The following is a 25,494-nucleotide window of genomic DNA, read 5'->3' as shown; positions in this document are numbered from 1 at the left end:
CGACATTGAGCGATTTCTCGTGCTGAAGAAAATATCAATTTTTGGCGTCGGCCTGATCGGCGGCTCGTTTGCCCTGGCGCTGAAAAGCGCCGGCGCGGTGGCGCAGGTCGTCGGTATGGGGCGCAGCGCCGCTTCGCTGGAACGCGCGAAGGAACTCGGCATCATCGACTCGATCGGCAGCTCGGTGGCGGAAGCCGTCGACGGCGCCGACCTGATCCTGGTGGCCGCGCCGGTGGCGCAGACCGAACAGATACTGGCATCGATGGCGCCGCACCTGCAACCGGGAACGGTAGTGACCGACGCGGGCAGCACCAAGTCAGACGTGGTCGCGGCGGCGCGCAAGGCGCTTGGCGGCAAGATCGCGCAATTCGTTCCGGGCCACCCGATCGCCGGACGCGAGCAGAACGGTCCCGAAGCTGCGATCGTCGATTTATATATCGGCAAAAAAGTGGTACTCGCGCCGCTTCCCGAAAACACGGCGGAGGATGTGGCTCGCGTGGCGAGCGCGTGGCGGTTGTGCGGCGCGATCATTCATCAGCTCACGCCTCAGGAGCACGACCGGGTCTTCGCGGCGGTCAGCCACCTGCCGCATCTGCTGGCGTACGCGCTGGTGGACGACATCGCCAAGAAGCCGCATGCCGATTTGCTGTTCCAGTATGCCGCCAGCGGCTTTCGCGATTTCACGCGGATCGCCGGCTCGTCGCCCGAAATGTGGCGCGACATTTCGCTGGCAAACCAGGCGGCGTTGCTCGGCGAGCTGGATGCCTACATGACGCAGCTGGCGCAGTTGCGCGCCATGCTGGCCGAGGCCGACGGCGGCGCGCTCGAAGCGGTCTATGCGAACGCGCAGCGCGCGCGGCATAACTGGATTTGCACCATCGAGGCGGCGGAACAACAGAACAGACAAGGCGGCGACTAATGAAGCACTATCCCCATCATCTGGACCTGCAGCCGGCCATGCATGCGCAAGGCACGGTGCGGCTGCCGGGTTCGAAAAGCATTTCCAACCGCATTTTGCTGCTGGCCGCGCTGGCCCGTGACACGACCGATATCCACGACCTGCTGGCCTCCGACGATACCCATGTGATGCTGATGGCGTTGCAAAAGCTGGGAATCCAATGGAAGCAGGTCGGAGAAACGCGGCAATACACCGTGCACGGCGCCGGCGGTGCTCTCCCGGTACACCAGGCCGATCTCTTCATGGGCAACGCAGGCACGGCTATCCGGCCGCTGACGGCGGCGCTGGCGGCAATCGGCGGCGACTATACCTTGCACGGCGTGTCGCGCATGCATGAGCGGCCGATCGGCGACCTGGTCGACGCCTTGAACGCGGTTGGCGCGAGCATCGAATACACGGGGCAGCCGGGTTACCCGCCGCTGCACATCCGGCGCGGCCATATCCACGCGCAGCGCATGCAGGTCAAGGGCAATGTCTCCAGCCAGTTCCTGACGGCGCTGCTGATGGCCGCTCCCTTGATGGCGCGCGACCAAGCGGTCACGATCGAGGTGGTCGGCGAGCTGATTTCCAAGCCCTATATCGAGATCACCTTGAATCTGATGCGTCGCTTCGGTGTGGCGGTCGAGCGCAACGCGTGGCAGTCGTTTACGGTCGCGTCCGGCCAGAGTTACGTCAGCCCCGGGGCGATTCACGTCGAAGGCGATGCCTCGTCGGCGTCGTATTTTCTCGCAGCCGGCGCCATTGCCGGCGGGCCGGTGCGGGTGGAGGGCGTCGGACGCGACAGTATCCAGGGCGACGTGCGCTTTGTCGAAGCGCTGGAAAAGATGGGCGCGACCATCACGATGGGCGACAACTGGATCGAAGCGCGTTCCAATGGCGTGCTGAAGGCGATCGATGCCGATTTCAACCATATTCCCGATGCGGCGATGACGATCGCGGTGGCCGCGCTGTATGCCGACGGACCGAGCACCTTGCGCAACATCGGCAGCTGGCGCGTGAAGGAAACCGACCGGATCGCCGCGATGGCGACCGAACTGCGCAAGCTGGGCGCGAGCGTCGAGGAAGGCGCCGACTATTTGCGCGTGACGCCGCCTGAGCAAATCCGCAGCGCCGCCATCGATACCTACGACGACCATCGCATGGCAATGTGCTTTTCCCTGGCAACGCTCAATGGTGCCGGGCGTAAGGGGAATACGGTGCGGATCAATGACCCGCAATGTGTTGCCAAGACGTTTCCGGAATATTTCGACGCCTTTGCCAGCGTAGCGCGCAACGATCTGTTTTAAGCACGCCGGTGATACCGCCGGGCGGGTGGATAAGCTCGGCCTTTTTGATTGTTAATAATGCAAACATACTCCATTCCGGTGATCACCATCGACGGGCCAACCGCATCCGGCAAGGGGACGGTTGCGCACCGCGTGGCATTGCATCTCGGTTTCCATTATCTGGATTCGGGGGCCTTGTATCGCCTGACCGCCTTGTCCGCGCTGCGGCATGACGTTGCGTTGAATGACGAGCATGCCTTGGCCAAGCTGGCCGAAAAGTTGCCATGCAAGTTCCTTGGCGATGAAATATGGCTCGCCAACGAGAATGTCTCCAATGCCATTCGTGCCGAGGAAGTGGGCAATACCGCATCGAAAATAGCTGCTTTGCCAACCGTGCGCCATGCGCTGGCCAGCCTGCAGCACAGCTTCAAGATCGCTCCCGGCCTGGTCGCCGACGGGCGCGATATGGGGACGGTGATTTTCCCCCATGCGACGTTGAAAGTGTTCCTTACCGCAAGCGTGGAGGCGCGTGCCCAAAGGCGATATAAGCAATTGATTGAGAAGGGTTTTTCTGCTAGTATGGAAGATCTTCTCAAGGATTTGAGGGAGCGGGATGCGCGTGATTCGAATCGCGCCGTGGCTCCGTTGAAGCCGGCGGAAGGGGCGCATTTTCTGGATACCTCGGACATGACGGCCGATCAGGCGGTCGAACAGGTGCTTCAGTGGTACGCGGCAGTAAAAAAACAGATGTAATCAATGCACTGTTTTTGTAGCGGAGCCCGGCTTGGCGCAAGGCCTTGTCGGGTGTTGATGAACCTAACCCAGTATGCAATCGATTAGACCCGATCAATACTGGCCAAACCTTTTCAAATTTATGTCTACTGCGCAACAACAATCAACCGGTATGGAAAGCTTTGCAGCCCTGTTCGAGGAATCCCTGTCCCGTCAGGATATGCGTTCCGGTGAAGTGATTTCGGCTGAAGTCGTTCGTCTCGACCACAATTTTGTGATCGTCAATGCCGGCCTGAAATCCGAAGCATTCATTCCTATCGAAGAATTCAAGAACGACAGCGGCGAACTCGAAGTCCAGGTTGGCGACTTCGTCACCGTTGCGATCGAATCGCTCGAAAACGGTTTCGGCGACACCATCCTGTCGCGCGACAAGGCCAAGCGTCTGGCTTCCTGGCTCGCGCTCGAGAAGGCGATGGAGTCCGGCGAAATCGTGACCGGCACCGTCAATGGCAAGGTCAAGGGCGGCCTGACCGTTCTGACCAACGGCATCCGTGCCTTCCTGCCGGGTTCGCTGGTCGACACCCGTCCGGTCAAGGACACCACGCCGTACGAAGGCAAGACCCTGGAATTCAAGGTCATCAAGCTGGATCGCAAGCGTAACAACGTCGTGCTGTCGCGCCGCGCCGTCATCGAAGCATCGATGGGCGAAGAGCGCGCCAAGCTGATGGAAACCCTGAAGGAAGGCACCGTCGTCACCGGTATCGTCAAGAACATCACCGACTACGGCGCGTTCGTTGACCTGGGCGGCATCGATGGCCTGCTGCACATCACCGATCTCGCATGGCGCCGTGTGCGTCACCCGTCGGAAGTGCTGTCCGTCGGTCAGGAAATCACCGCCAAGGTCCTCAAGTACGATCAGGAAAAGAACCGCGTGTCCCTCGGCGTCAAGCAACTGGGCGACGATCCGTGGACTGGCCTGTCCCGTCGCTACCCGCAAGGCACCCGCCTGTTCGGCAAGGTCACCAACCTGACCGACTACGGTGCGTTCGTGGAAGTCGAGCAAGGCATCGAAGGCCTGGTGCACGTGTCCGAAATGGACTGGACCAACAAGAACGTGGCTCCGAACAAGGTTGTCCAGCTGGGCGACGAAGTTGAAGTCATGGTCCTGGAAATCGACGAAGAGCGTCGCCGTATCTCCCTCGGCATGAAGCAGTGCAAGCCGAATCCGTGGGAAGACTTCGCGATGAACCACAAGAAGGGCGACAAGGTGAAGGGCGCGATCAAGTCGATCACCGACTTCGGCGTGTTCATCGGCCTGCCGGGCAACATCGACGGCCTGGTGCACCTGTCCGACCTGTCCTGGACCGAAGCCGGCGAAGAAGCCGTGCGCAAGTTCAAGAAGGGCGACGAGCTGGAAGCCGTCGTGCTGGCGATCGACGTCGAGCGCGAGCGTGTTTCGCTGGGCGTCAAGCAGCTCGAAGGCGATCCGTTCAACAACTTCGTTGCACTGAACGACAAGGGCGCAGTCGTGTCCGGCACCGTGAAATCGGTCGAGCCGAAGGGCGCAGTCATCGCGCTGAACGATGAAGTCGAAGGCTATCTGCGCGCTTCCGAAATCTCCCGCGATCGCGTGGAAGATGCCGGTACGCACCTGAAGGTTGGCGACAAGATCGAAGCAATGGTGATCAACGTCGACCGCAAGGCTCGCAGCATTCAGCTGTCGATCAAGGCGAAGGACAATGCCGAGACCCAGGAAGCCATGCAGAAGATGTCGGCGGATTCCGCTGCCGCTTCCGGCACCACCAGCCTGGGCGCCCTGCTGAAGGCAAAGCTCGACAACAAGCAATAAGGTTCGGGGTTAATGACAAAGTCGGAGCTGATTGCCCGCTTGGCTGAGCGATATCCGCAACTGGTTGCAAAGGATGCGGATTTCGCGGTCAAAACCATTCTCGATGCGATGGCCGACGCGCTGTCTAACGGTCAGCGCATCGAAATTCGTGGTTTCGGCAGCTTTGCGCTAAATAGCCGTCCGCCGCGTATCGGGCGCAATCCGAAATCGGGTGACAAGGTGATGGTGCCGGAAAAGCGGGTGCCCCACTTTAAGCCCGGCAAGGAATTGCGGGAGCGGGTGGATGCGATGGTCGGGCAACCGATCAAGGAAGACTGAGTTATTCGCAGGAAATCAAAACGGCATCCTCGGATGCCGTTTTTTATTTTTGCATTGCAGACTCTTGTCTTGCGGTGCAAGTTTGTCTTTACCGGAACTTCGTTTCACGTACAATTTCGGTTTCTCTCGCCATCCGATTGTTGTTAAAGAAGAGGAACTGCCGCGAATAGCCGGTAATTTCATCGCGGCCGGAGTCACTTTTGCGCCGTCCCAATAAGGAGGAGCTTGCGGCATGAAAATTGTTTTCAGAATCGTTGCGGCCATGCTCTTTTTCGTGTTCTTTGTCTTTGCGCTTAAGAACACGCAGGAGGCCGCGTTGCACTTCTTTTTGGGCTATGAAATCCGGGCGCCGCTGGTATTGCTGCTGCTCGCATTTTTCATGGGCGGCACGGTTCTCGGAATCCTCGCCATGATGCCCACCGTGTTTCGCCACCGCCGCGACCTCACGAAGCACAAGAAAACGATCGCGACGATGGAAAAGGACCATGAGGCGCAGCGCATGGCGCAATTGCAGCCGCCGCCGGACGGCGTGGTCAGCAAGTGACGGCCCCGGGCGAGCCCGACTATTTACGATAACAACATAAAGCATGGAATTCGAAACCTGGTGGCTGCTTGGCATCCCAATTTTTTTCGGCCTTGGCTGGATCGCCGCGCGTGTCGATATCAAACAGCTCCTGTCGGAATCGCGCAGTCTGCCGCGCGGCTATTTCAAAGGGCTTAACTTTTTATTGAACGAGCAGCCCGACAAGGCGATCGACGCCTTCATCGAAATCGTCAAGCTCGATCCGGAAACGGTCGAGCTGCACTTCGCGCTGGGCAACCTGTTCCGCCGCCGCGGCGAGATCGAGCGCGCCATCCGCGTCCACCAGAACCTGCTGGCGCGCCCCGACCTGCCGCAGGAATACCAGGTGCATTCCCAGTACGAACTGGGGCAGGACTACCTGAAGGCGGGATTGCTGGATCGCGCGGAAGAGACCTTCAACCACCTGGTCGATACGCAGTACGGCGCGCAGGCGCGCAGGGCACTGCTCGAAATCTACCAGCGTGAAAAGGAATGGATGCGCGCCATCGAGGCGGCACGCGCCTTGCAGGACTCGGGCGCCGGCGCGCGGCAGAAGGAAATCGCGCAATTCTATTGCGAGCTGGCGCAGGACGAACTGGTCCACACCCATCCGGATGCGGCGCTGGCAATGCTGGAAAAGGCATTGGCGGCCGACCGCACGAACGTGCGCGCCGCCATCCTGACGGGCGATGCCTATCTGGCCAAGGGCGACACCGAGGCGGCGCTGCTGGCATGGCGCCGCGTCGAGCAGCAAAGCGTGCCGCATGTGGCGCTGGTGGCGCAGCGGCTGATGGACGGCTACCGTGCCGTCGGCCGGCCGCAGGAAGGCCTTAACCTATTGACGAGCTACCTGGCCGAGGCGCCGTCGATCGACCTGCTGGAAGTGGTGTTCAAGGCGGTGCTGGAACTCGACGGCGTGGAGGCGGCGAATCAGCTGGTGAGCGACGAGTTGCGCCGTACGCCGACCTTGCTCGGGCTGGACAAGCTGCTCGAAGCGCGCCTGATGGAGGCGCGGCCCGAGGTGCGCCCCGAGCTTTCGCTGGTGAAGAACCTCGTGCATGGCTATACGCAGAAGCTGGCGCGGTATCAGTGCAGCCATTGCGGCTTCAAGGCGCGCCAGTTCTATTGGCAGTGCCCCGGCTGCAGTCACTGGGAAAGCTATCCGCCGCGCCGCACCGAAGAACTCAACGTTATGAATTAATTTTGCCCGCAAGGGCAGCAAGCGCTAAATCATCATGAAAATTACCATCATCGGCACTGGCTACGTCGGCCTAGTCACCGGAGCCTGCCTGGCGGAGCTGGGCAATAACGTGTTTTGCCTGGACGTCGACCAGAAGAAAATCGATATCCTGAACAACGGCGGCATTCCGATCCACGAGCCCGGCTTGGAGGATATTGTTACGCGCAACCGTGACGCCGGGCGCCTGACGTTTTCGACCGATGTCGCCGCGAGCGTGGCGCACGGCGACATCCAGTTCATTGCGGTCGGCACGCCGCCCGATGAAGACGGCTCGGCCGACCTGCAGTATGTGCTGGCCGCGGCGCGCAACATCGGCCGCTATATGAACGGCTTCAAGGTCGTTGTCGACAAGTCGACCGTGCCGGTAGGGACAGCCGACAAGGTGCGTGCGGCAATTCAGGAAGAGCTCACGGCACGCGAGGCCGGTGCGACATTCTCGGTGGTGTCGAATCCGGAGTTCCTGAAAGAGGGGGCTGCGGTGGAAGACTTCATGCGCCCCGACCGTATCGTGATCGGCTGCGACGACACGCCCGAAGGCCAGCAGGCGCATGCGCTGATGAAGAAGCTCTATGCGCCGTTCAACCGCAACCACGAGCGCACCTTCTGGATGGACGTGCGCTCGGCTGAATTCACCAAGTATGCGGCGAACGCAATGCTCGCCACCCGTATTTCGTTCATGAACGAGCTCGCCAACCTGGCCGACAAGGTGGGCGCCGACATCGAAGCGGTGCGGCATGGCATCGGCTCCGATCCGCGTATCGGCTACAGCTTCCTGTATGCCGGCTGCGGCTACGGCGGCTCCTGCTTCCCGAAGGATGTGCAGGCGCTGGAGCGCACTGCGCGCGATTATGGTCAGGACCTGCTGATCTTGCGGGCGGTGGAAGAGGTCAATCATCATCAGAAGCATGTGCTGGGCAGGAAGATCGTCGAGCGTTTCGGCGAAAATCTGGCCGGCAAACACTTCGCGGTATGGGGGCTCGCCTTCAAGCCGAATACCGACGATATGCGCGAAGCCTCGTCGCGCGTTCTGCTGCGCCAGCTGATCGAGCGCGGCGCCACGGTGGCGGTCCACGATCCGGTGGCGATGGCAGAAGCCAAGCGCGTGCTGGCGCTGGACTTTGCCGATGCGCCGCAACTGCTGGAGCGTATCCGTTTCTCCGAGAGCCCGATGGAGACCTTGCGCGGTGCCGATGCTTTGGCGATCGTGACCGAGTGGAAGGCTTTCCGCAGCCCGGATTTCGACCTGGTCAAATCCCTGCTCAAGGCGCCGATCATTTTCGACGGCCGCAACCTGTTCGAGCCGGATGTGATCGGCGACGCCGGCTTTGAATATCACGGTATCGGCCGTTCCGTACTGACCAGATCATGAATCCCATGCAGAAAAACTTGAACGCCGCACGCATCCTGGTGGTCGGCGATGTGATGCTGGACCGTTACTGGTTCGGCGATGTCAGCCGGATCTCGCCGGAAGCGCCGGTGCCGGTGGTGCGGGTGGAACGCCGCGAAGAGAGGCTGGGCGGTGCCGCCAACGTGGCGCGCAATGCCGTCGCGCTGGGCGCCTACACCGGGCTGCTCGGCGTGGTCGGCAAGGACGAGGCGGGCGACGCGGTGCAGGAACTGGTGACGGGCTTGCACATCAACAGCTACCTCAATCGCGACGCGGCCATCCCCACCATCATCAAGCTGCGCGTGATCGGGCGCCAGCAGCAGTTGCTGCGCATCGATTTCGAGGATCCGCCCAGCGAAACCGTCTTGCGCGACAAGCTGAGCCAGTTCAATGCGCTGCTGCCAGAATACGACGTGATCGTGTTGTCCGATTACGCCAAAGGTAGCCTGGTCAACGTGACGCACATGATTGCCGCGGCAAGAAAGGCCGGCAAGCGCATTCTGGTCGATCCCAAGGGCGACGATTTTTCGCGCTACAAGGGAGCGTCGATCTTGACGCCAAACAAGTCGGAACTGCGGCACGTGGTCGGCTCCTGGAAGACCGAAGCCGAGCTGACCGAAAAGGCGCAGCGCCTGCGCAGCGCGCTGGAACTCGAAGCGTTGCTGCTGACGCGTTCTGAAGAGGGAATGTCGCTATATACGGAGAGCGAGGTCACCCACATCCCGACCATTGCGCGCGAAGTGTTCGACGTATCTGGCGCGGGGGATACGGTCATCGCGACATTGGCAGCGATGCTAGGCAACGGCTTGCCGCTGGCCGAGGCTGTTTCGATCGCCAATCGGGCTGGCGGCATTGTTGTCGGGAAATTGGGTACTGCCACTGTCACCAGGGAAGAGCTGTTCGGTTAAAAACGCACAAATTTAAATGACATTTTGTCAACCATGGTGGCTGGCGGGCGTTAGTATCAATCGGAGGGCGCGCACGGCGTCCATTCCGACCCTCAATCTACTTGGAGATATGGCATATGTTCAAAAAGCTGTTACTGGGTATGGCGGCGCTCATTGCGACCATGGGCTTCGCTTTTGCCGAAGTTGACGTCAACAAGGCCGACCAAGCCGCACTCGACGGCATCAAGGGCATTGGGCCGAAGACGTCGAAGGCAATTATCGACGAGCGCAAAAAGGGCGGCGACTTCAAGGATTGGCCCGATCTGGAAAAGCGGGTCAAGGGAATCGGCGAAAAGAGCGCCGCCAAGCTGTCCGCCAACGGCCTGACCGTCAACGGTCAGTCGCTCAAGACTCCCGCAGGCGAAAGTACACCTGCCAAAGCCGACGCAAAGGAAACGAAAAAGGATTCCAAGAAAGGCGAGTCGAAGAAATAACTCGAGCTGGCTCAATCAAGCCCCGCGGTGCGAACCGCGGGGTTTTTTGTTTGTGCCGCCGGAAAATGCGAGCCATACGCACGCATGCGACTCCGATTAAAATGATGCTTTTCCTGAAGCAGTCGAAAGCCGCCATGCCTTATCTGACTATTGAAGACACGATCGGCAACACGCCGTTGGTGCAGCTCAAACGTATTCCTGGCACTGAAGCCGCGCGTCGCAATAACGTGATCCTTGGGAAGCTGGAGGGAAATAATCCAGCTGGTTCCGTCAAGGATCGCCCGGCAATGTCGATGATAAAGCACGCGGAAGAGCGGGGCGATATCAAGCCCGGCGATACGCTGATCGAGGCAACCAGCGGCAATACCGGTATCGCCCTGGCGATGGCCGCCGCCATGCGTGGCTACAAGATGGTGCTGATCATGCCGGAAAACCTGAGCGAGGAGCGGCGGCAGAGCATGGCAGCCTATGGCGCCAGGATTGTCCTGACGCCGAAGACTGGCGGCATGGAGTATGCGCGCGACCTGGCCGAGCAGATGCAAAAGGAAGGCCAGGGAATCATCCTTGACCAGTTTTCCAATCCCGACAATCCGCGCGCGCATTACGAAGGCACGGGGCCGGAAATCTGGCGCGATACCGGCGGGCGCATCACCCACTTCGTCAGCGCGATGGGCACGACCGGCACCATCATGGGCGTGTCGCACTATCTGAAGGAACAGAATCCGGAAATCCGGATCATCGGCGCGCAACCGGAGGAGGGATCGCAAATCCCGGGCATCCGGAAATGGCCTGAAGCATACATGCCGAAGATTTACGACAAGACGCGCGTCGATCAGTTGGAATACGTGAGCCAGGCGGCGGCAGAGCAGATGGCGCGCCGGATGGCGATGGAGGAGGGGATTTTCTGCGGCATTTCATCCGCCGGGGCCTGCGAAGTCGCGTTACGCATTGCAAATACGGTGGAGAACGCGACCATCGTGTTCATCGTGTGCGACCGCGGCGACCGCTATTTGTCTACGGGCGTCTTCCCGGCCTAGCAGGAAGAACGCCGGCTTATTCGGCCGCTTCTTCGTGCTGCTCGGAGATGTTGCCGCCGAGCGGCTCCTTCGGCTTGAACTGCTTGTCGCTGATGCGGAACTTGTCGCGGCGGTCGCCCATCAGCGTGCGCAGTTCCTTGATGCTGAGATCACTCACTTCGTGCATGCGGATCAGCAGCGACGCGCCCACCGGCAGGCGGCGATGGCGGATCTTGCTGATCACTGGCGGCGCCACTTCAAGCGCGCGCGACAATGCCGCATCGTTCTTGAGATTGAGTTTTTCGATCAGCGCATCCAACAGGTTATTGGGGTCGTAATTCACCTGGTCGGCAAGACGATTGCTGTTCATGGTATTGGTGTTGTCTGATTGAGTAGTCATAGTCTCAATAATTCCATATTGCAAATTCGTTGTACAGAGAAATGCAAGCCATATTTCTTAAAATGTTGTCTTTAAGGACACAATCTCAAAATAAGCAACATCTATGGCTTGTAAAGATAGGTTGACGCTTTGCGACATACGTTGCATTGTTGCAATATAGTGAAAAAATTTCAAAATTGCAATATTTAGCTATCCAAATCAGCTGTCGCTGTTGCTGTACGAATAAGCATGAGTCGGGACAACCGGTGCGAATGGAACTAGCGCGGTGCGATTTGTAGTCGCGACGGATAACCAATACCAAGCGGCCAGGGCGAATTGCACGAGTTCGACGGCATTCTAACTAGCGCGGGTATGGATCTGTTTGATAAGCCACAACCGGATTTTTCAACGACAAGCTGTTGTTAGATGCGCATTAAAGGTCCTGCGCATTCTGCGCTAGAAGCTTTGCCAGCATTTGAGCAAAGCAGCGATGTTTAGTTCTTTTGCTTTTCATTATTCCAGGTCATTGCCTGGTGCGTATGGAAAGTTGCCATCAACCGGTTCCAGCCTTCCAACCCTAGGCTGCGCATCGTTGCGATATTCCTGTTGAAAATGTCGCTCGCCTCCGGAAAAGCGGCGACCGCGCGATCGATGCTCGATTCGCGCAGCAGGTGCAGCGTAGGATAAGGCGCGCGATTGGTATGGTTTTCGATATCGTCCGGCGCAGTGCCCGCGAATTGGTACTGCGGATGAAAGCTGGCGACCTGGATTTGTCCTGCTAGTCCCAGCTCGTCGACGGTGGCGTCGACTACGTCGAGGAAATCGTTGTAGTCGAGGAAGTTCGTCAGTACGCGAGGATGCATCAGCAAGGTCGTGTCGATTTCCTCCGGATGCGCGTCGCGCAGCAGGAGCAATTCCTTGACCAGTTCATCATGCAGTTCGAGCGGCGTGCTTGCGGCGCTGGCGACAAAGCGGATCTGTTCGCGCACGTAAACCGCTTTCGCGAACGGGCACAGATTCAAGCCGATCACGGCATTTTCCACCCAGCGGCGGGTGGCGGCGATCACATCGTTGGAAGAAAGGCTGTCCGGCGTGCTCATCATATCGGTCCGCAAATCGCCATTATGCTGCGCCGCGGCTGCCGGTGCGGCGGCGAAGTGGCGCCGCCCGGATCTTTCCTGTACAGTTGCCGGCCTCACTATGCATCGCGTTGCCCCTACACGTCATGGCTCTCAAAGCAACCATCTTCAAGGCCGATCTGCAGGTCGCCGACATGGATCGCAATTATTACGGCGACCATGCGCTGACCATCGCGCGCCACCCCTCCGAAACCGATGAGCGCATGATGGTACGCCTGCTGGCGTTCGCCCTGCATGCGCACGAGGCGCTGGCATTCGGCAAGGGCTTGAGCGCCGACGACGAGCCCGACCTGTGGCAAAAGGATCTGACCGGCGCGATCGAACTCTGGGTCGAGGTCGGGCAGCCGGATGAAAAGCGCATGCTCAAGGCGTGCGGGCGCGCGGCGCAGGTCGTGGTCTACAGCTACAGCGCGACCAGCCACGTCTGGTGGAACCAGGTTGCGGGCAAGGTCGAGCGCGCCAGGAACCTGCGCGTCGTGAACCTGCCGACGGATGCCACCACGGCGCTGGCAAAACTGGCGCAGCGCACGATGCAGGCGCAGTGCACGATCCAGGATGGACAGGTCTGGATGAGCTGCGGCGAGCAAACCGTGCAGCTCGATCCGGTCATGCTGAAAGCCTAGCTGCCGCGCGCGCTGCGTACCGCGCGACCCAGGTCGACCACCGACATGGCATAGAAGAAGCTGCGGTTGTAGCGGGTGATGGCGAAGAAATTGGCCGCGCCGAGCCAGTACTCGGTCGGCTCGCCGCCGTTCTGCAGGTCGACCAAGCCGAACTGCATGCCAGCCGGCGGCTCCACGCCCGGCGTCACGCCGGCCGCTTTCAGCTCGTCGAGCGTGAACTTGGCTTCCAATCCCTGGCCGATGAAGACGTCCCATGAACGGCTGCTCTCGGCGTTCGACACGGAAGCCGGGAACGCGATCGGTTCGCCGCGCTGCCAGCCGTGTTCAGCCAGGAAGTGCGCAACGCTGCCGATCGCGTCGACCGGCGAATTGCGCAAGTCGATACGTCCGTCGCCATCGAAATCCACTGCGTACTTGCGTATGCTGCCCGGCATGAACTGCGGCCAGCCGATCGCGCCGGCATACGAGCCCAGCAGCGTAAATGGATCGATCGCCGAGTCGCGCGCGAACAGGAGCGTGTTTTCCAGCTCGCCGCGGAAGAATTTCATGCGCGATTCGCGATTGGGCGTGTCGGGATAATCGAAGGCCAGCGTGGTCAGCGCGTCGAGCACGCGGAAGTTGCCCGTGTTGCGGCCGTAGATGGTTTCCACGCCGATGATGCCTACGATGATTTCGGCCGGCACGCCGTATTGTTCTTCCGCGCGCGCCAGCGCCTCGGCATTGGCGTTCCAGAAGGCGACGCCGGCATTGATGCGCACCGGTTCGACGAAGCGCTCACGGTACGCGTGCCAGTTCTTGGGGCGGCCCGGCGGCGCCGGCTTAATCAACTGGATGGTGGTGTCGACGTAGCGCGTCTTGCGGAAAATCGATTCCAGTTCGGCACGCTCGAATCCATGCTTGTCGACCATCTGGTCGATGAACTCGGACACATCTTTCCATTGCGTGAAGTTGGCGAATTCGCCGAGGTCGTCGGGAGCGGCTGCGACTTTGCGGATCGCGGATTTGGCAGTGGCTTGTTTGGGATGCGAACCGGCGTGTGCGGCGACTGCGACCAGCAGCGAGGAGAGAACCGCGCAACGGCCGGCGTACTTCAAGAAAATCATCGACATTCAGCTAACAGGGTTTTCAATTGAGAGAGGTAGGATAGCGGCGCTTTCTCCGGCGCGCCATACCGGACTGTTTCATAGAGCGCCAGAAAGCGCCCGATTGCCGCCTTCGTGGCGGTGGGCAACGGCGAATCGTGCGCACTCAGGCGCGCGCCGTAAGCGCGCGGCCCTTCGTGCGGCGCGCGCGGATAACCGAGCTTTGCCATGCGCCGGCATAGCGACTGGTAGGTCGCGTCGATCGGGTCGCGTTTTGGCCGGCCCGCCAGCAAGGGTAGCAGGATAGCGGCCATCACGGCGGCGCCGACGGCCAGCATGACGATCGCCATGGTACGCCAATCGACCTTGTCAAAGCCGAGCGCCCTGAAAAAATTCCTTTGCTTTTCCGGCGTGTAGTTCAACACCCACTGGTTCCATGCGTTGGTGACGGCTTCCCAGTTCTGGCGCAGGCGCGCGATCCACGCGCTGCGGCTGCCGTCCAGCGTGATCAGGCCGCCGAATGCGCGGCGCGGGATGACGCTGGCGAGGTTGCGTTCGACCCGATCCGGCGATACCGCTGCGGTCGGATCGACGCGCACCCAGCCGCGCCTGTCCAGCCAGACTTCCGCCCACGCGTGCGCGTCCGACTGGCGCACCGTCAGAAAGCCGTCGGCCGGATTGATTTCGCCTCCCTGATAGCCGGTCACCACGCGCGCCGGAATGCCCGAGGCGCGCATCAGCACGACAAACGCGCCGGAATAGTGTTCGCAGAAGCCGGCGCGGGTGGAGAACAGGAATTCGTCGACCGCATGCCTGCCCAGCGGCGGCGGTTCGAGCGTATAGCGAAAGCCTTGTTCACGGAACAACCGCAGCGCGGCATGGATGATTTCTTCATTGTTGTCTGCTTGACTACGCAATTGCGCGGCGAGCGCTTGCGTGCGCGGATTGAAGCCGGGGGGAAGCTCCAGCCATTGCGGTAAGACCGACGGCGGCGCATTCGGTTGCAGGTCGAAATCGACAAACGACGTTGCATCGTAACGCACCCTGTCGCTGATCGGCTGTGATGACAGAAGTTGCAAGTCGGGCGTGGCGACGGCGGGATTCCCAGCAAGGATAGGCAACGCGCGCGGCACGTCCAGCGCGAACAGCCAGCGCCGGCCATGCGGCTCCAGCGTCACCTGGTAGCGGGTAGGCGCGCCGCGCGTATTGATGACGATTTGCCCGCCACCTTGGTGCGCCTGCGGCGGCGACCAGGTGCGTCCGTCATACTTGCCGAGCACGATGCCGCGCCAGTACAGCTGCGATTTGGCCGGCACCGGGTCGAAGAACTTGACGCGGAATGCGATCTCGTCCGACAGCGCGAGCCGGGCGATATTCCCCGGCGACATGGTGTCCGACAGGCCGCTGCGGCCGGCTTGCGCATCGTCCGGCATACCCCATAACGGCCCCTGGATGCGCGGGAACAATACGAACAGCGCCAGCATCAGCGGCGCGGCCAGCAGCAGGATCTTCGCTCCCAGGCGCAGGCGCTGCGCCAGCGGCGGCACGGTGCCGGTGTACTGAAAAGACAATTGCGTGGTCAGGATCGCCAGAACCGCGACGATGGTCAAGAGCGCGGTGCCGATCGATTGCGAATAGAAATAGCCGGCCAGGATCAGGAAAAAGCTCAGGAACAGCGCCACGAACAGGTCGCGCCGGGCGTGCATTTCGAGCAGCTTCAGGGTGAGCAGCAGCGCCAGCATCGCAACGCCGGCATCGCGCCCGAACCAGGTGCGGTAGCTGGCGAACACGCCGCCCATGGCCAGCAGCGCAACCGGCAGCAAGATCCAGTGCGGCGGCATGCGGTTGCCACGGAAGGTGATCCAGCCGCGCCATAGCAGGATGGCGGCGCAGGAAGGAAATACCCATGCCGGCAGATGGCCGACGTGCAGCAGCAGCACCAGCCCGCAGGAAAACAGCAGCAACAGCATGTCGGCCTTGTCGCGCGACAGTGGGCGCATGGCGCGCTGCCGGAGCGGTTGAAAAGCGGGCTCGGGTCGCATGCCGCTTCAGACCTTTCCAAATAACGCCAATGCGCGCAGGCAGGCGTCCTGGTGCGCCGGGCCGAGCGTGGCGGGGAAATTGACGTCGCCCAGCCGGAATGCGTAAGGCAGGCCGCGCGCTTCGGCCTCGATCACCCAGCGCGTCATGCGCGACAGCCGGACTTCGAGGTCGAGGCGGTGCGGCAGGGCGGAGAGGTCGATCACGATCTCGGTGGTGGTGCCGCCTTCGAAATGCTTGGTCACGAGCGGGCCGCCGAGCGCGATGTCGATCTTCGCGATGTGGCGCCATGCCAGCCGCCGTGGCGAGTCGCCTGCCTGATAGCCGCGAATCCCGGCAAAGTCGTCCTGGCCGGCTGCGGCCGGGCCGCTGCCGTTTTCCACGCCGGCTTGGGGCAGCGGCGGCGCGTCGTCTTCCGGACGCGGATAGACCAGCGCCTGCGCATCGGGCTGCCAGTAGCTCCAGGCGCGCAGCAGACCGAGCGGGAAACGGGTCTGCAGGCGCACGCGCGGCGCCGGCAGCCAGCCGCGCGCGTGCGCCGGCGTGGCCAGCACGACGCTGCGCGAGGCGTGGGCTGCGACGTCGGCCGCCTGAGCCAGTTCCGGCCTGTCGTCGGCTGCGAAATCCAGCCAGATCGCATAGCGGTCGTAGTTGCGTCGGTTGATCAGGTGCAGTTCGAATTGCGCGTGTTCGCCGGCGAACACTGGCTTGGCGCGCCCGGCGGCCAGGTGCAGGTACGCGAGGTTGCGGAAGGTGAGGTACATGTCGACCAGCGCGCATCCGGCAATCAGGAAGGTGAAGCCGAAGCCCAGGCTCAGGTTGTAATTGACCGAGGCGATGAACAGCGCGAACAGCATCACGCAAAAGATCAGCCCCGGGTGGGTCGGCATGATGAAGACGCGCCGCTGGTTCAGGAAAACCTCGCCCGTCTCGGCGCCGCGCAAGCGGAACAGCCACTTGCTGGCGCGTTTGCGGATGCTGTGTTCCAGCGCGCTGAGCATGGTGCCGATCTCTCTACACCGGCACCGACTTCATTAACTGCAGCACCAGGTCGCGGCTGCCCAGCGCCGTGCTGCCGCCGTCCTTCAGCGGGCGCAGGCGGTGCGCGGCCACCGGCACCAGCACCGCCTGCACGTCTTCCGGGATGACGTGGTTGCGGCCTTCCAGCGCGGCCCAGGCGCGCGCCGCGTGCAGCAGTGCGATGGTCGCGCGAGGGCTCAGCCCTTCGGAAAACAGGCCGCTCCGGCGCGAGGCCTGCGCCAGCGCCTGGAGGTAATCGATCAGCGCCGGCGAGGCGTGGATATTCTTCAGTGCGGCCTGTGCCGCCAGCAGTTCCTCCGGATGCATGGCCGTCGGCAGCGACCTGAGCATCGCGCGCCGGTCTTCGCCCATCAGCAGGGCGCGTTCGGCGGCGGCATCGGGATAGCCGAGCGACAGGCACATCAGGAAGCGGTCGAGCTGCGATTCCGGGAGCTGGAAGGTGCCGATCTGGTGCGCCGGATTCTGCGTTGCGATTACGAAATAAGGCCGCGGCAGGTCGCGGGTGACGCCGTCGGCGGTCACTTGCCGCTCTTCCATCGCTTCCAGCAGGGCGGACTGGGTCTTGGGCGTGGCGCGGTTGATCTCGTCGGCCAGCAGCACTTGCGTGAAAACAGGCCCGGGGTGGAAAACAAAGCCATTCTTTTCACGGTCGAAAATCGATACGCCGATCACATCGGCCGGCAGCAGGTCGCTGGTGAATTGCAGCCGGTTGAATTTCAGCCCGAGCGAGATCGCGAGCGCGTGCGCCAGCGTGGTCTTGCCCACGCCCGGCACATCCTCGATCAGCAGATGGCCGCCAGCCAGCAGGCACACCAGCGACTGGCGGATCTGCAAGTCTTTTCCGACGACGATCTGGCTGACTTGCTGGGCGACGGCGTGGACTTTGGCGAACATGAATTTCCCGGAGTGAGTGGAACGGACAAACGGTCTTCTTATTCCTGATTGAGCGCGCGCAAACGCTGCAAATTAACGTATACCTGTATTACATCATTTTCTTGGCTACACTATTAACACATCCCGTCTTCCGCGTCGCAGGGCGCGGAACGAACCTCAGATTCTATTCGAGAACATCACGGTACATCGTTCCATGACCACCGCCATCTACACCCATCCCGATTGCAAGCGCCACGAAATGGGCCATTGGCACCCGGAATGCCCTGATCGCCTGCAGGCGATCGAAGACCAGCTGATCGCCAGCCACATCGGCATCCTGCTGGAGCACCGCGAAGCGCCGGCGGTCGATCTTGCCGACATCGAACGCGTCCACACGCCGGAGGCGATCGCCCGGGTGCGCGACAGGGCGGCGTCACTGGGCGAGTCCGAATATTATCCGCTGGACCCGGACACGTTCCTGAACTCGCACAGCTGGAAGGCCGCGCTCAGGGCGGCGGGCGCAGCGGTGGCGGCCACCGACGCGGTCATCGCGGGCGAGCTCGAGAACGCGTTTTGCGCCATCCGCCCGCCGGGGCATCATGCGCGCCCCGATGAAGCGATGGGCTTTTGCCTGTTCGATAACGTTGCGATCGCGGCCAAGCATGCCCTGGAAGTGCGCGGCCTCAAGCGCGTGGCGATTGTCGATTTCGATGTTCATCATGGCAACGGCACCGAAGAGATCTTTCGCGACGACCCGCGGGTGCTGATGGTCAGCTTCTTCCAGCATCCGTTTTATCCGTACAGCGAACTGCGGCCGGCCGACAACATGGTAAATGTGCCGGTTCCGGCCTACAGCAAAGGCGAGCTGGTGCGCCAGCTGATCAGCGAGCAATGGCTGCCCGCGCTGCACCGGCATCGGCCCGAGATGATTTTCATCTCCGCCGGCTTCGATGCCCACCGCGAAGACGACCTCGGCCAGCTGGGCTTGGTGGAAGCAGACTATGCGTGGATCACGCAGCAGGTGGTGACGATCGCGCAGCAATACGCGCAGGGACGCATCGTCAGCTGCCTGGAAGGCGGCTACAACCTGTCGGCCCTCGGCCGCAGCGTCGTCGCCCATTTGCGGGTATTGGCCGGAATCGATTGAGCGGGCAGCGGGTAAAATAGCGAATTGCCCCTTCTCAAGAAATTCCCGCATGTCCATACAATGGTTCCCCGGTCACATGAACGCCGCCCGCAAGAAGGCGGCGGAATCCATGGAAAAGACCGACCTGGTCATCGAGGTGGTCGATGCGCGCCTGCCGCAGGCCAGCACCAATCCGATGATCGAGCAGTTGCGCCGCCACCGGCAGCGCCCCTGCCTGAAAATCCTCAACAAGGCCGATCTGGCCGATCCTGCCGCCACCAAGGCATGGATTGAGTTTTACAACGCACAGAAAGACACCACGGCGGTGGCGCTGAGCTGCAAGAAGCCGGCCGACGTCGCGAAAGTCCCGAATCTCGCCATGAAGCTGGCGCCGCATCGCGGCACCGCATTAAAACCCTTGCGCATGATGATCATGGGCATCCCGAACGTCGGCAAATCGACGCTGATGAACGCCTTGCTCAAGAAGCGCGTGGCCGCCGTCGGCGACGAGCCGGCGGTGACCAAGACGCAGCAGCGCCTGTATCTGGGCAATAACATGGTGCTGGTCGATACGCCCGGCATGCTGTGGCCGAAGATCGAGCATCCCACCGACGGCCTGATGCTGGCCGCCAGCCATGCGGTCGGCGTCAATGCCGTGATCGAGGAAGAGGTCGCGACGTTCCTGGCGGACTTGCTGCTTGGCCGTTATCCGCAGCTGCTCGCTGCGCGCTACGGATTCCCGACCGAAGGCATCGACGGTGTTTCCGTGATTGAAGGCATCGCCAAGCGGCGAGCGTTCCGCTTGAAGGGTGGCGACCTGGATTTCGAAAAGGCGGCACATACGCTGCTGCTGGATTATCGCAGCGGCGCCCTGGGGCGCATCAGCCTGGAAACGCCGCAGAGCCGGGAGGCACTGCTCGCAAGCTACCAGCCGCCGCCGTCGCTGGGTTTGCCGAAGGAACAGGAAGAGGAGGGGGACGATGACGAACGATAGCCCGTATGTGCTCAAGTCCGTGATTGACGGCGTCGCTACGCTGACCCTCAACCGCGGAGACAGGTTCAATCCGCTGTCGGAAGAGATGATGGCGGCGCTGCAGGCCGAATTGGATACTCTCAAGGCCGACGACAGCGTGCGCGTGGTGGTGCTTGCGGCCTCCGGCAAGGCTTTTTGCGCCGGGCACGACCTGAAGCAGATGCGCGCGCAGCCTTCGCATGAGTATTACAGGAAGCTGTTTAACCAGTGCAGCAAGATGATGCTGGCGATCCAGCACATGCCGCAGCCGGTGATCGCGCGCGTGCAGGGCATTGCCACTGCGGCCGGATGCCAGCTGGTGGCGATGTGTGACCTGGCGGTGGCGGCGCGCGACGCGAAGTTCGCGGTTTCGGGCGTGAATTACGGCCTGTTCTGCGCGACGCCCTCGGTGGGCTTGGCGCGCAACGTTTCGCGCAAGCAGGCGATGGAAATGCTGTTGACCGGCGAATTCATCGACGCGGACACGGCGCGCGAGCGTGGCTTGGTAAACCGGGTGGTGGCGTCGGAAGAACTCGATGCCGAGGTGGGCAGGCTGGCGGCGAGCATACTCGCAAAACCCTCAGTGGCAATCGCCATGGGCAAGCAGCTGTTCTACAAGCAGCTGGAGATGGGAGTCGAAGCCGCCTATCAGCTCGCAGGGCAGACCATGGCATGCAACATGATGGACGAGGCGGCGCTCGAAGGCGTGCAGGCGTTCGTCGAAAAGCGCGCGCCCGACTGGAAGAAGTAAGCCGTCTCGACAAATCCAGAGAACAAGGGTGTTATTAAGCTGATGGCCCAAAGTTTGGATTCCTGGTTGTTTCTGCTGCATTGCAGCACGAAAACTCCCTAACTACCGTTCCTTCACTTCGGTATTGTCCCTTTCATGAGATACCGAAGTGCGAACACATACCCCTCCCGATTTGAAGTGGCTGCTTGTCGAACGAGCGACGGTGGCTGGCGATATCGACCGCCTCAAAGTACGTCGACTTCAGCTGGCAGGCGAACTTGCCCAGCTCGAACTTACGCTCAAAGCTCTCGACCGCTCCATCAGTATTGCTTACAAGATGGTCGACTGTCGGGCCGCAGGAAAAGTATTTCGGCATACGCAGGAGTACGGACGGCGCGGTGCCCTGACGGAATACGTCCTGTCGCTTCTGGAATCCGCGCCGAAAGGCCTGACACTGCAAGAAGTTACCGACCGAGCAGCTCAGCACTTCGGCCTGGTGTTTTACAGCAAAGCCGAAAGAAGACGTTTTTCGTTGAAAACCGTGCATTCAATGTTACGGCGCCTTTGCGCACAAGGCCGGGTCGAAAATGCTCCTATGGAGGGCAGCCGGGTAAAGCTTTGGCGCTTGAAATCTCACCTCCCAACAGTCGAGCAACTTATCGTCTTGGCTGGGAGCACCAACGCGAGGTCGAATAATGCGAACGGTCACCCCACCTGATGTTAAATGGCTTATCAACGAGGCAGCGGCCCTCGCCGGCGAGCTCGAGCGAATTGACCGCGAGATAACCGATTTGGCCGCCCGGAGAGAGCGCGAGTTGGCAACGTTAGCGCGCCAACGCGAAAAAGTTCGACGGGCAAGAGAGGCCTGTCTGGCGACGTTGGAATTGTCTACGACGCCAATGGCAACGGAAGTGATTCTGCCCGTAGTCCATGCGCATCGCCCTTATGACAGGCGCGGAGGGCTGCTGGCATTTCTGAGAGATGCGATTACTCAAGCTGCGCCGGCCGCCGTTAATACAGAGCTCTTGGCGCGCATGGCGATTGAGCATATGGGATTGCAAATTTTGTCGCCCAGGGAATATTCACGCTTTAAGCACAACACGATTGGCCGGGCGTTGCGGAAATTTGAACAAGACGGATTCGTCGAGCGCATCTTGACACGTTCTGCGGGCGTATCTCGCTTTTCGGTGTGGCGTTTGAAGTCGGAGGTTCCAACCTTGCGGGGATTTAAGGAGCTCACTGGGGCGGCAGATGGGGACAAAATGGAAGTAAAGGGAGGTTGAGGTGGCGTTGACCATGACGCGTACCCGAACGCAAAAGACGCTGGCCAAGCTGGCGCAGCTCATAGCCAACGTGCACGGGGAGCTGAAAGCGCTTGACCGCTTGGCGGTTGAGTATCAGGAGCACCAGGAAGCGTTAGCGCGTCGACGGATGGAGGTCGAGAGGACCAGGGAGACGCTTTACCTCACTCTGAAGCAATTTGACCCAGATATAGCGCCTGAGTCGATTGGCGATAGCGATGAGTGGTTGCGTCCGTATGGCCGACGGCAGTCGAACGCGTCTTTGAAACGCTACGTCCAATGCCTGTCTAAAGCAAGCGAAAACAATTAAGGGCCGACGTCGCCGCCGGCCCTTTAGCTGCTCTGATTACATGCCAGGCCAAATTTGCATCGTTCCCGCTGCTTGGTCTGCCGTGTAGCTGTTACTCCCGATGAGGAATATGTCGATTACCGGTGTAGGCGAAGAGAACTGGTTTTTCACCAGAATGCCATCCGTTCCGTCACCAACCTGCATGTAGAGGTCGGCGTCCTTACGCCAAAAATGGACAAGTTCGGGAGCAATTCCGCTCATGTCGATGACGTCCGTTCCGCTTGTATCGAAAAGGGTATCGTAGCCGTCGCCAGCCGCATAAAAGAACCTGTCATTGCCAGCGTTGCCGTACAACGTGTCGTTGCCGGACCCACCGAATAGCAGGTCGCCTTGATAGCTCCCGCGAAGAACATCATTTCCGTCACCACCAAAAATCGTGTTTGCGTAGCCATCTGCCCCCGTCAGACTATCATTTCCGGAGGTGCCGTACAGTGTAAGTCCACGTGTAGTCAGGTCGTCCGCTGACCAAGCAGTGCCATCGGCAAATTCGACCCGTTCAAGCCTGAATGCGTTTCCATCTGTGGTGGAGTACCAGTTATTGATGGTAACTTTATCTCCACCAGTGATATCCAGCACTAGGTTGTTTCCGCTCCGACTGACAGCGACATCCGCGGCAGTGATACTGCTGTCAAAGACCAAACGGTCTACTGCGGAACCAAAGCGCTCGTTGATGGTGTCATGCCCATCTCCACGGCTGAAGTGATAGACGTCTGCGCCGTCAGTGCCGTTCAGGGTGTCATCACCAACGCCACCTACATAACTGTTACCGACAACCGAATTCGGGTCAAAATACGCCGACAGGCTGTAATCGAAGGTCCAACCGGCGTGGTAGTTTCGGTCCCAAGCTGCGGAATTACCGAATACATCAGCTACCCCGGTGCCCCCAAGGGTGTCGTTACCGGCATCACCGAAAAGTGAATCAAATCCATAGCCTCCGTCGAGCGTGTCCGTTCCATCATTTCCGTGGAGGACATCATTGCCCGCGTCACCGTTCAAATTGTCATTGCCCGTTCCGCCAAGCAGGTAGTCATTCCCCGTGGAGCCGCGAACAACATCGTCGCCACCTCCGCTGAATAGCGTAGAGGGCTTTGAAAGGACCAAGGAGTTTGCCTGGTCGTCAAGCATAACAAGGGAAGGGTCGTTCGCACCGTGGACAAGGTCGATGCCCAAGCCGGAGTGATAGGTGGTTTGGCCCAATGCAGTGCTACTTTGAGGATTGAAGTTTTGAATGGTAACCGTGCTAGAGCCCCGAGTCGCCAGAAGGGTATGACTATTCGTATCCCACCAATAGTCAGCGCTTCCATCTGTGCTGCGATAGTGCAAAGTACCGCCAACGGTGGTTTCAACATACGAGCCGCCTGTCAGAAGCGTACCGTCGAGGCGCACTTGGCCTTGGTCATCAGAATCGCTAATCACGTCGTTATTGGACACGACATAGGTATCAGAGCCATCGCCGCCGAAAAGGGTATCGGCATCGTTGTCATCGCCGCCTTCCAATGTATCATTATCGCTTCCGCCAAATAACGCATCGGCCCCAGAACCGCCTTTCAACGTGTCAGCGCCAATGCCGCCAATTAATCGGTCATTGCCCGCGGCGCCAGCTAAGCGACTTCCAAAACTATTTGCTTGAAGCACGTTGTCCAACTGGTTGCCTTCAAGACTAACGTCGTGGGAATCTTCACTCAAGATGCCATTCTCGATGTTCTGTTGTAAAACATACGGATTCACATCCAATGAAAAATGGATAACTACAACGTCTGTTCCTTCCCCTGGTGTTTCGACTGTTTTATCGCCAGCATCTGAAACTTGGTAGGTATCATCACCTGCGCCACCATGCATTGCGTCGAGGCCTTGTCCCCCGTCTAGAGTGTCGGCTCCTTCATTTCCAAATAAGGAGTCTTCGTTACTCCCGCCATACAAGGCATCGTTTCCCTCGCCGCCGAAAATGTAATCGTAGCCTTGCCCTCCGCGGAGTATATCGTCTTGTCCGCCGCCGACTACAACATGATTTCCACCGCGATTAATGTCATCGGAATTACCCTCCGTATGGTAGTTGCCCGGTAGAGCAACTTGGTCAATCAAGGAGATGGGCCGCCAATTGACGTCAGTTCCGTAACTTATATTGGCCAAAGTTAATGCACGAGTTACGAATCCGGTGCAGTTCATCAATTCGTCATTTTGCATGGCAGAGTAGGTGATTCGCCCTTGTCTGCTTGCGTCCCAAATCACTTGCATGAACTCCTTGATACGCAAATATTGCGCTTCATTTATTTGAAGCACAGAAGAGCTCCATATAGAGTCAGGATTTGTTTCTAGTTTGAATTGAAGGCCATCGGAATCATCCTTTAGGAGGTCGCCTCCTGATGTGGAGTAGAACCCCCTCACGCAAGGGATATCGCCTCCGTCCGCGATACTAATCATGGCATGTCCTCCAGTTACGCCGAATACTTCATCAACCGGAAAACTGAAGCCGTTTTTATCTACAAATACTTGCAGTGAATATTGAGGCAAAATTTCACTCTTTCACAAAGTTTAGGGTTACAGGAACGTCGCTATTTGAGACCGCGCAGGTGAACATGTCAGATGCTGCTTTGTCACTTTTTATACTGCTGCGAACGGAAACCTCAATATGTGGTGATAGTGGATTGCGTATTGATTCGCGCATAACATACTGCTTGTATGCCATAAGCCGAGCTGAGCGGTCTGCGCAATCATGTAAGGCATGAAGGAACTGAGTAGAGCCACCTTGTTGTAAAGCGAGGAATCGTTCGGCACGGGCCATAAGCAGTAATCCGAGACAGATAATCGCGATTAATACCAGAGCGCCTATTAAGATTTTGCGTGTTCTATGTGGCTGACTGATATTAGAAACTTTAGATTTTTTCGCCATTAATACCGTGGAAAAGGTTGTGATTATGGGTATATCTACGCAATTTATTAGAGCAACCCTGGTCACAACAATACTGCTGGCGAATCACGAAAACCTAATGTACTGAGGCGGCACCTCAGCCACGAGCCATACTCCATTGTCCGCCTGCCGAAACTGGATGCCAGCCTTCAGCATCGGATACGTCGCGATGACAAGTACAAC

The 25,494-nt window shown here is 59.8% G+C and carries 25 protein-coding genes; 18 read left to right on the top strand and 7 right to left on the bottom strand.

Annotation, left to right across the window (positions count from 1 at the left end; all coding sequences use genetic code 11):
* The first annotated feature begins 22 nt into the window (after positions 1-22).
* From FAY22_RS12680 to cysM, 11 genes are all read left to right on the top strand, one after another.
* Positions 23-919 carry a prephenate dehydrogenase/arogenate dehydrogenase family protein gene (locus FAY22_RS12680; RefSeq protein WP_146333436.1) on the top strand — a complete coding sequence of 299 codons (897 nt, stop codon included), beginning with the start codon at positions 23-25 and terminating at the stop codon, positions 917-919.
* A complete protein-coding gene (gene aroA / locus FAY22_RS12675) occupies positions 919-2,244 on the top strand; it encodes a 3-phosphoshikimate 1-carboxyvinyltransferase (RefSeq protein WP_146330538.1) in 1,326 nt (441 codons plus the stop codon). Before FAY22_RS12680 ends, aroA begins: the two co-directional genes overlap by 1 nt.
* 57 nt (positions 2,245-2,301) lie before the next feature.
* Positions 2,302-2,976, top strand: coding sequence for a (d)CMP kinase (cmk, locus tag FAY22_RS12670; protein WP_146330537.1), 675 nt, complete (start codon positions 2,302-2,304; stop codon positions 2,974-2,976).
* A gap of 151 nt (positions 2,977-3,127) precedes the next feature.
* Positions 3,128-4,804: a 30S ribosomal protein S1 gene (gene rpsA / locus FAY22_RS12665; protein ID WP_246860501.1), complete on the top strand. Its 1,677-nt coding sequence runs from the start codon at positions 3,128-3,130 to the stop codon at positions 4,802-4,804.
* Between the two features lie 12 nt (positions 4,805-4,816).
* Positions 4,817-5,122 carry an integration host factor subunit beta gene (locus FAY22_RS12660; protein ID WP_040041521.1) on the top strand — a complete coding sequence of 102 codons (306 nt, stop codon included), beginning with the start codon at positions 4,817-4,819 and terminating at the stop codon, positions 5,120-5,122.
* A 232-nt stretch (positions 5,123-5,354) separates the two neighbouring features.
* Positions 5,355-5,666, top strand: a complete 312-nt coding sequence (locus FAY22_RS12655) for a lipopolysaccharide assembly LapA domain-containing protein (RefSeq protein WP_146330535.1) — start codon at positions 5,355-5,357, stop codon at positions 5,664-5,666.
* 43 nt (positions 5,667-5,709) lie between these two features.
* A complete protein-coding gene (gene lapB, locus FAY22_RS12650; RefSeq protein WP_146330534.1) occupies positions 5,710-6,885 on the top strand; it encodes a lipopolysaccharide assembly protein LapB in 1,176 nt (391 codons plus the stop codon).
* A gap of 34 nt (positions 6,886-6,919) precedes the next feature.
* A complete protein-coding gene (locus FAY22_RS12645; protein ID WP_146330533.1) occupies positions 6,920-8,293 on the top strand; it encodes a UDP-glucose/GDP-mannose dehydrogenase family protein in 1,374 nt (457 codons plus the stop codon).
* Positions 8,294-8,298: 5 nt separating this feature from the next.
* A complete protein-coding gene (gene rfaE1 / locus FAY22_RS12640; protein ID WP_146330532.1) occupies positions 8,299-9,219 on the top strand; it encodes a D-glycero-beta-D-manno-heptose-7-phosphate kinase in 921 nt (306 codons plus the stop codon).
* A gap of 116 nt (positions 9,220-9,335) precedes the next feature.
* Positions 9,336-9,692, top strand: coding sequence for a helix-hairpin-helix domain-containing protein (locus FAY22_RS12635; protein ID WP_146330531.1), 357 nt, complete (start codon positions 9,336-9,338; stop codon positions 9,690-9,692).
* A gap of 134 nt (positions 9,693-9,826) precedes the next feature.
* Positions 9,827-10,729, top strand: coding sequence for a cysteine synthase CysM (gene cysM / locus FAY22_RS12630; RefSeq protein ID WP_146333435.1), 903 nt, complete (start codon positions 9,827-9,829; stop codon positions 10,727-10,729).
* Between the two features lie 16 nt (positions 10,730-10,745).
* Here the strand turns inward: cysM and FAY22_RS12625 are convergent, their stop codons facing one another.
* Positions 10,746-11,108 (bottom strand): hypothetical protein, encoded by a 363-nt coding sequence (locus FAY22_RS12625; protein ID WP_246860500.1) that lies wholly within the window; start codon positions 11,106-11,108, stop codon positions 10,746-10,748.
* A 473-nt stretch (positions 11,109-11,581) separates the two neighbouring features.
* Positions 11,582-12,187 (bottom strand): DUF1415 domain-containing protein, encoded by a 606-nt coding sequence (locus tag FAY22_RS12620; protein WP_146333433.1) that lies wholly within the window; start codon positions 12,185-12,187, stop codon positions 11,582-11,584.
* 125 nt (positions 12,188-12,312) lie between these two features.
* Here FAY22_RS12620 and FAY22_RS12615 point away from each other — a divergent pair, with 125 nt between their 5' ends.
* On the top strand, positions 12,313-12,849 hold the full coding sequence (locus tag FAY22_RS12615) for a YaeQ family protein (RefSeq protein WP_146330530.1): 537 nt from the start codon (positions 12,313-12,315) through the stop codon (positions 12,847-12,849).
* Here FAY22_RS12615 and mltB read toward each other — a convergent pair.
* The 4 genes from mltB to FAY22_RS12595 are packed head-to-tail and all read right to left on the bottom strand — an operon-like array spanning position 12,846 to position 17,906.
* Positions 12,846-13,958 (bottom strand): lytic murein transglycosylase B, encoded by a 1,113-nt coding sequence (gene mltB, locus FAY22_RS12610; RefSeq protein ID WP_146330529.1) that lies wholly within the window; start codon positions 13,956-13,958, stop codon positions 12,846-12,848. The genes FAY22_RS12615 and mltB overlap by 4 nt on opposite strands.
* The gene (locus tag FAY22_RS12605) at positions 13,949-15,931 is read right to left on the bottom strand and encodes a DUF3488 and transglutaminase-like domain-containing protein (RefSeq protein ID WP_246860499.1); all 1,983 of its coding nucleotides are present in this window, start codon (positions 15,929-15,931) and stop codon (positions 13,949-13,951) included. Before FAY22_RS12605 ends, mltB begins: the two co-directional genes overlap by 10 nt.
* Before the next feature lie 48 nt (positions 15,932-15,979).
* Entirely contained in the window at positions 15,980-16,972 is a 993-nt protein-coding gene (locus tag FAY22_RS12600; RefSeq protein ID WP_146330527.1) for a DUF58 domain-containing protein, read from the bottom strand.
* A 13-nt stretch (positions 16,973-16,985) separates the two neighbouring features.
* Complete coding sequence (locus FAY22_RS12595) at positions 16,986-17,906, bottom strand: MoxR family ATPase (protein ID WP_146330526.1); 921 nt, start codon at positions 17,904-17,906, stop codon at positions 16,986-16,988.
* A 193-nt stretch (positions 17,907-18,099) separates the two neighbouring features.
* Here FAY22_RS12595 and FAY22_RS12590 point away from each other — a divergent pair, with 193 nt between their 5' ends.
* From FAY22_RS12590 to FAY22_RS12565, 6 genes are all read left to right on the top strand, one after another.
* On the top strand, positions 18,100-19,032 hold the full coding sequence (locus FAY22_RS12590) for a histone deacetylase family protein (protein WP_146330525.1): 933 nt from the start codon (positions 18,100-18,102) through the stop codon (positions 19,030-19,032).
* A gap of 49 nt (positions 19,033-19,081) precedes the next feature.
* On the top strand, positions 19,082-20,005 hold the full coding sequence (gene ylqF / locus FAY22_RS12585) for a ribosome biogenesis GTPase YlqF (RefSeq protein WP_146330524.1): 924 nt from the start codon (positions 19,082-19,084) through the stop codon (positions 20,003-20,005).
* Positions 19,992-20,774, top strand: a complete 783-nt coding sequence (locus tag FAY22_RS12580; RefSeq protein ID WP_146330523.1) for an enoyl-CoA hydratase — start codon at positions 19,992-19,994, stop codon at positions 20,772-20,774. Before ylqF ends, FAY22_RS12580 begins: the two co-directional genes overlap by 14 nt.
* Before the next feature lie 202 nt (positions 20,775-20,976).
* Complete coding sequence (locus tag FAY22_RS12575) at positions 20,977-21,471, top strand: hypothetical protein (RefSeq protein ID WP_146330522.1); 495 nt, start codon at positions 20,977-20,979, stop codon at positions 21,469-21,471.
* Complete coding sequence (locus FAY22_RS12570) at positions 21,449-22,036, top strand: hypothetical protein (protein WP_146330521.1); 588 nt, start codon at positions 21,449-21,451, stop codon at positions 22,034-22,036. The genes FAY22_RS12575 and FAY22_RS12570 overlap by 23 nt, the downstream gene beginning before the upstream one ends.
* Before the next feature lie 13 nt (positions 22,037-22,049).
* Entirely contained in the window at positions 22,050-22,364 is a 315-nt protein-coding gene (locus FAY22_RS12565) for a hypothetical protein (RefSeq protein ID WP_146330520.1), read from the top strand.
* Positions 22,365-22,400: 36 nt separating this feature from the next.
* On the opposite strand, the gene FAY22_RS12560 is transcribed toward FAY22_RS12565, so the two are convergent.
* On the bottom strand, positions 22,401-24,914 hold the full coding sequence (locus FAY22_RS12560; protein ID WP_146330519.1) for a calcium-binding protein: 2,514 nt from the start codon (positions 24,912-24,914) through the stop codon (positions 22,401-22,403).
* Positions 24,915-25,494 lie beyond the last annotated feature (580 nt).

The sequence above is a fragment of the Noviherbaspirillum sp. UKPF54 genome, assembly GCF_007874125.1.
Lineage (GTDB): Bacteria > Pseudomonadota > Gammaproteobacteria > Burkholderiales > Burkholderiaceae_D > Noviherbaspirillum.
This window is presented reverse-complemented; position numbering and strand designations above follow the sequence as displayed.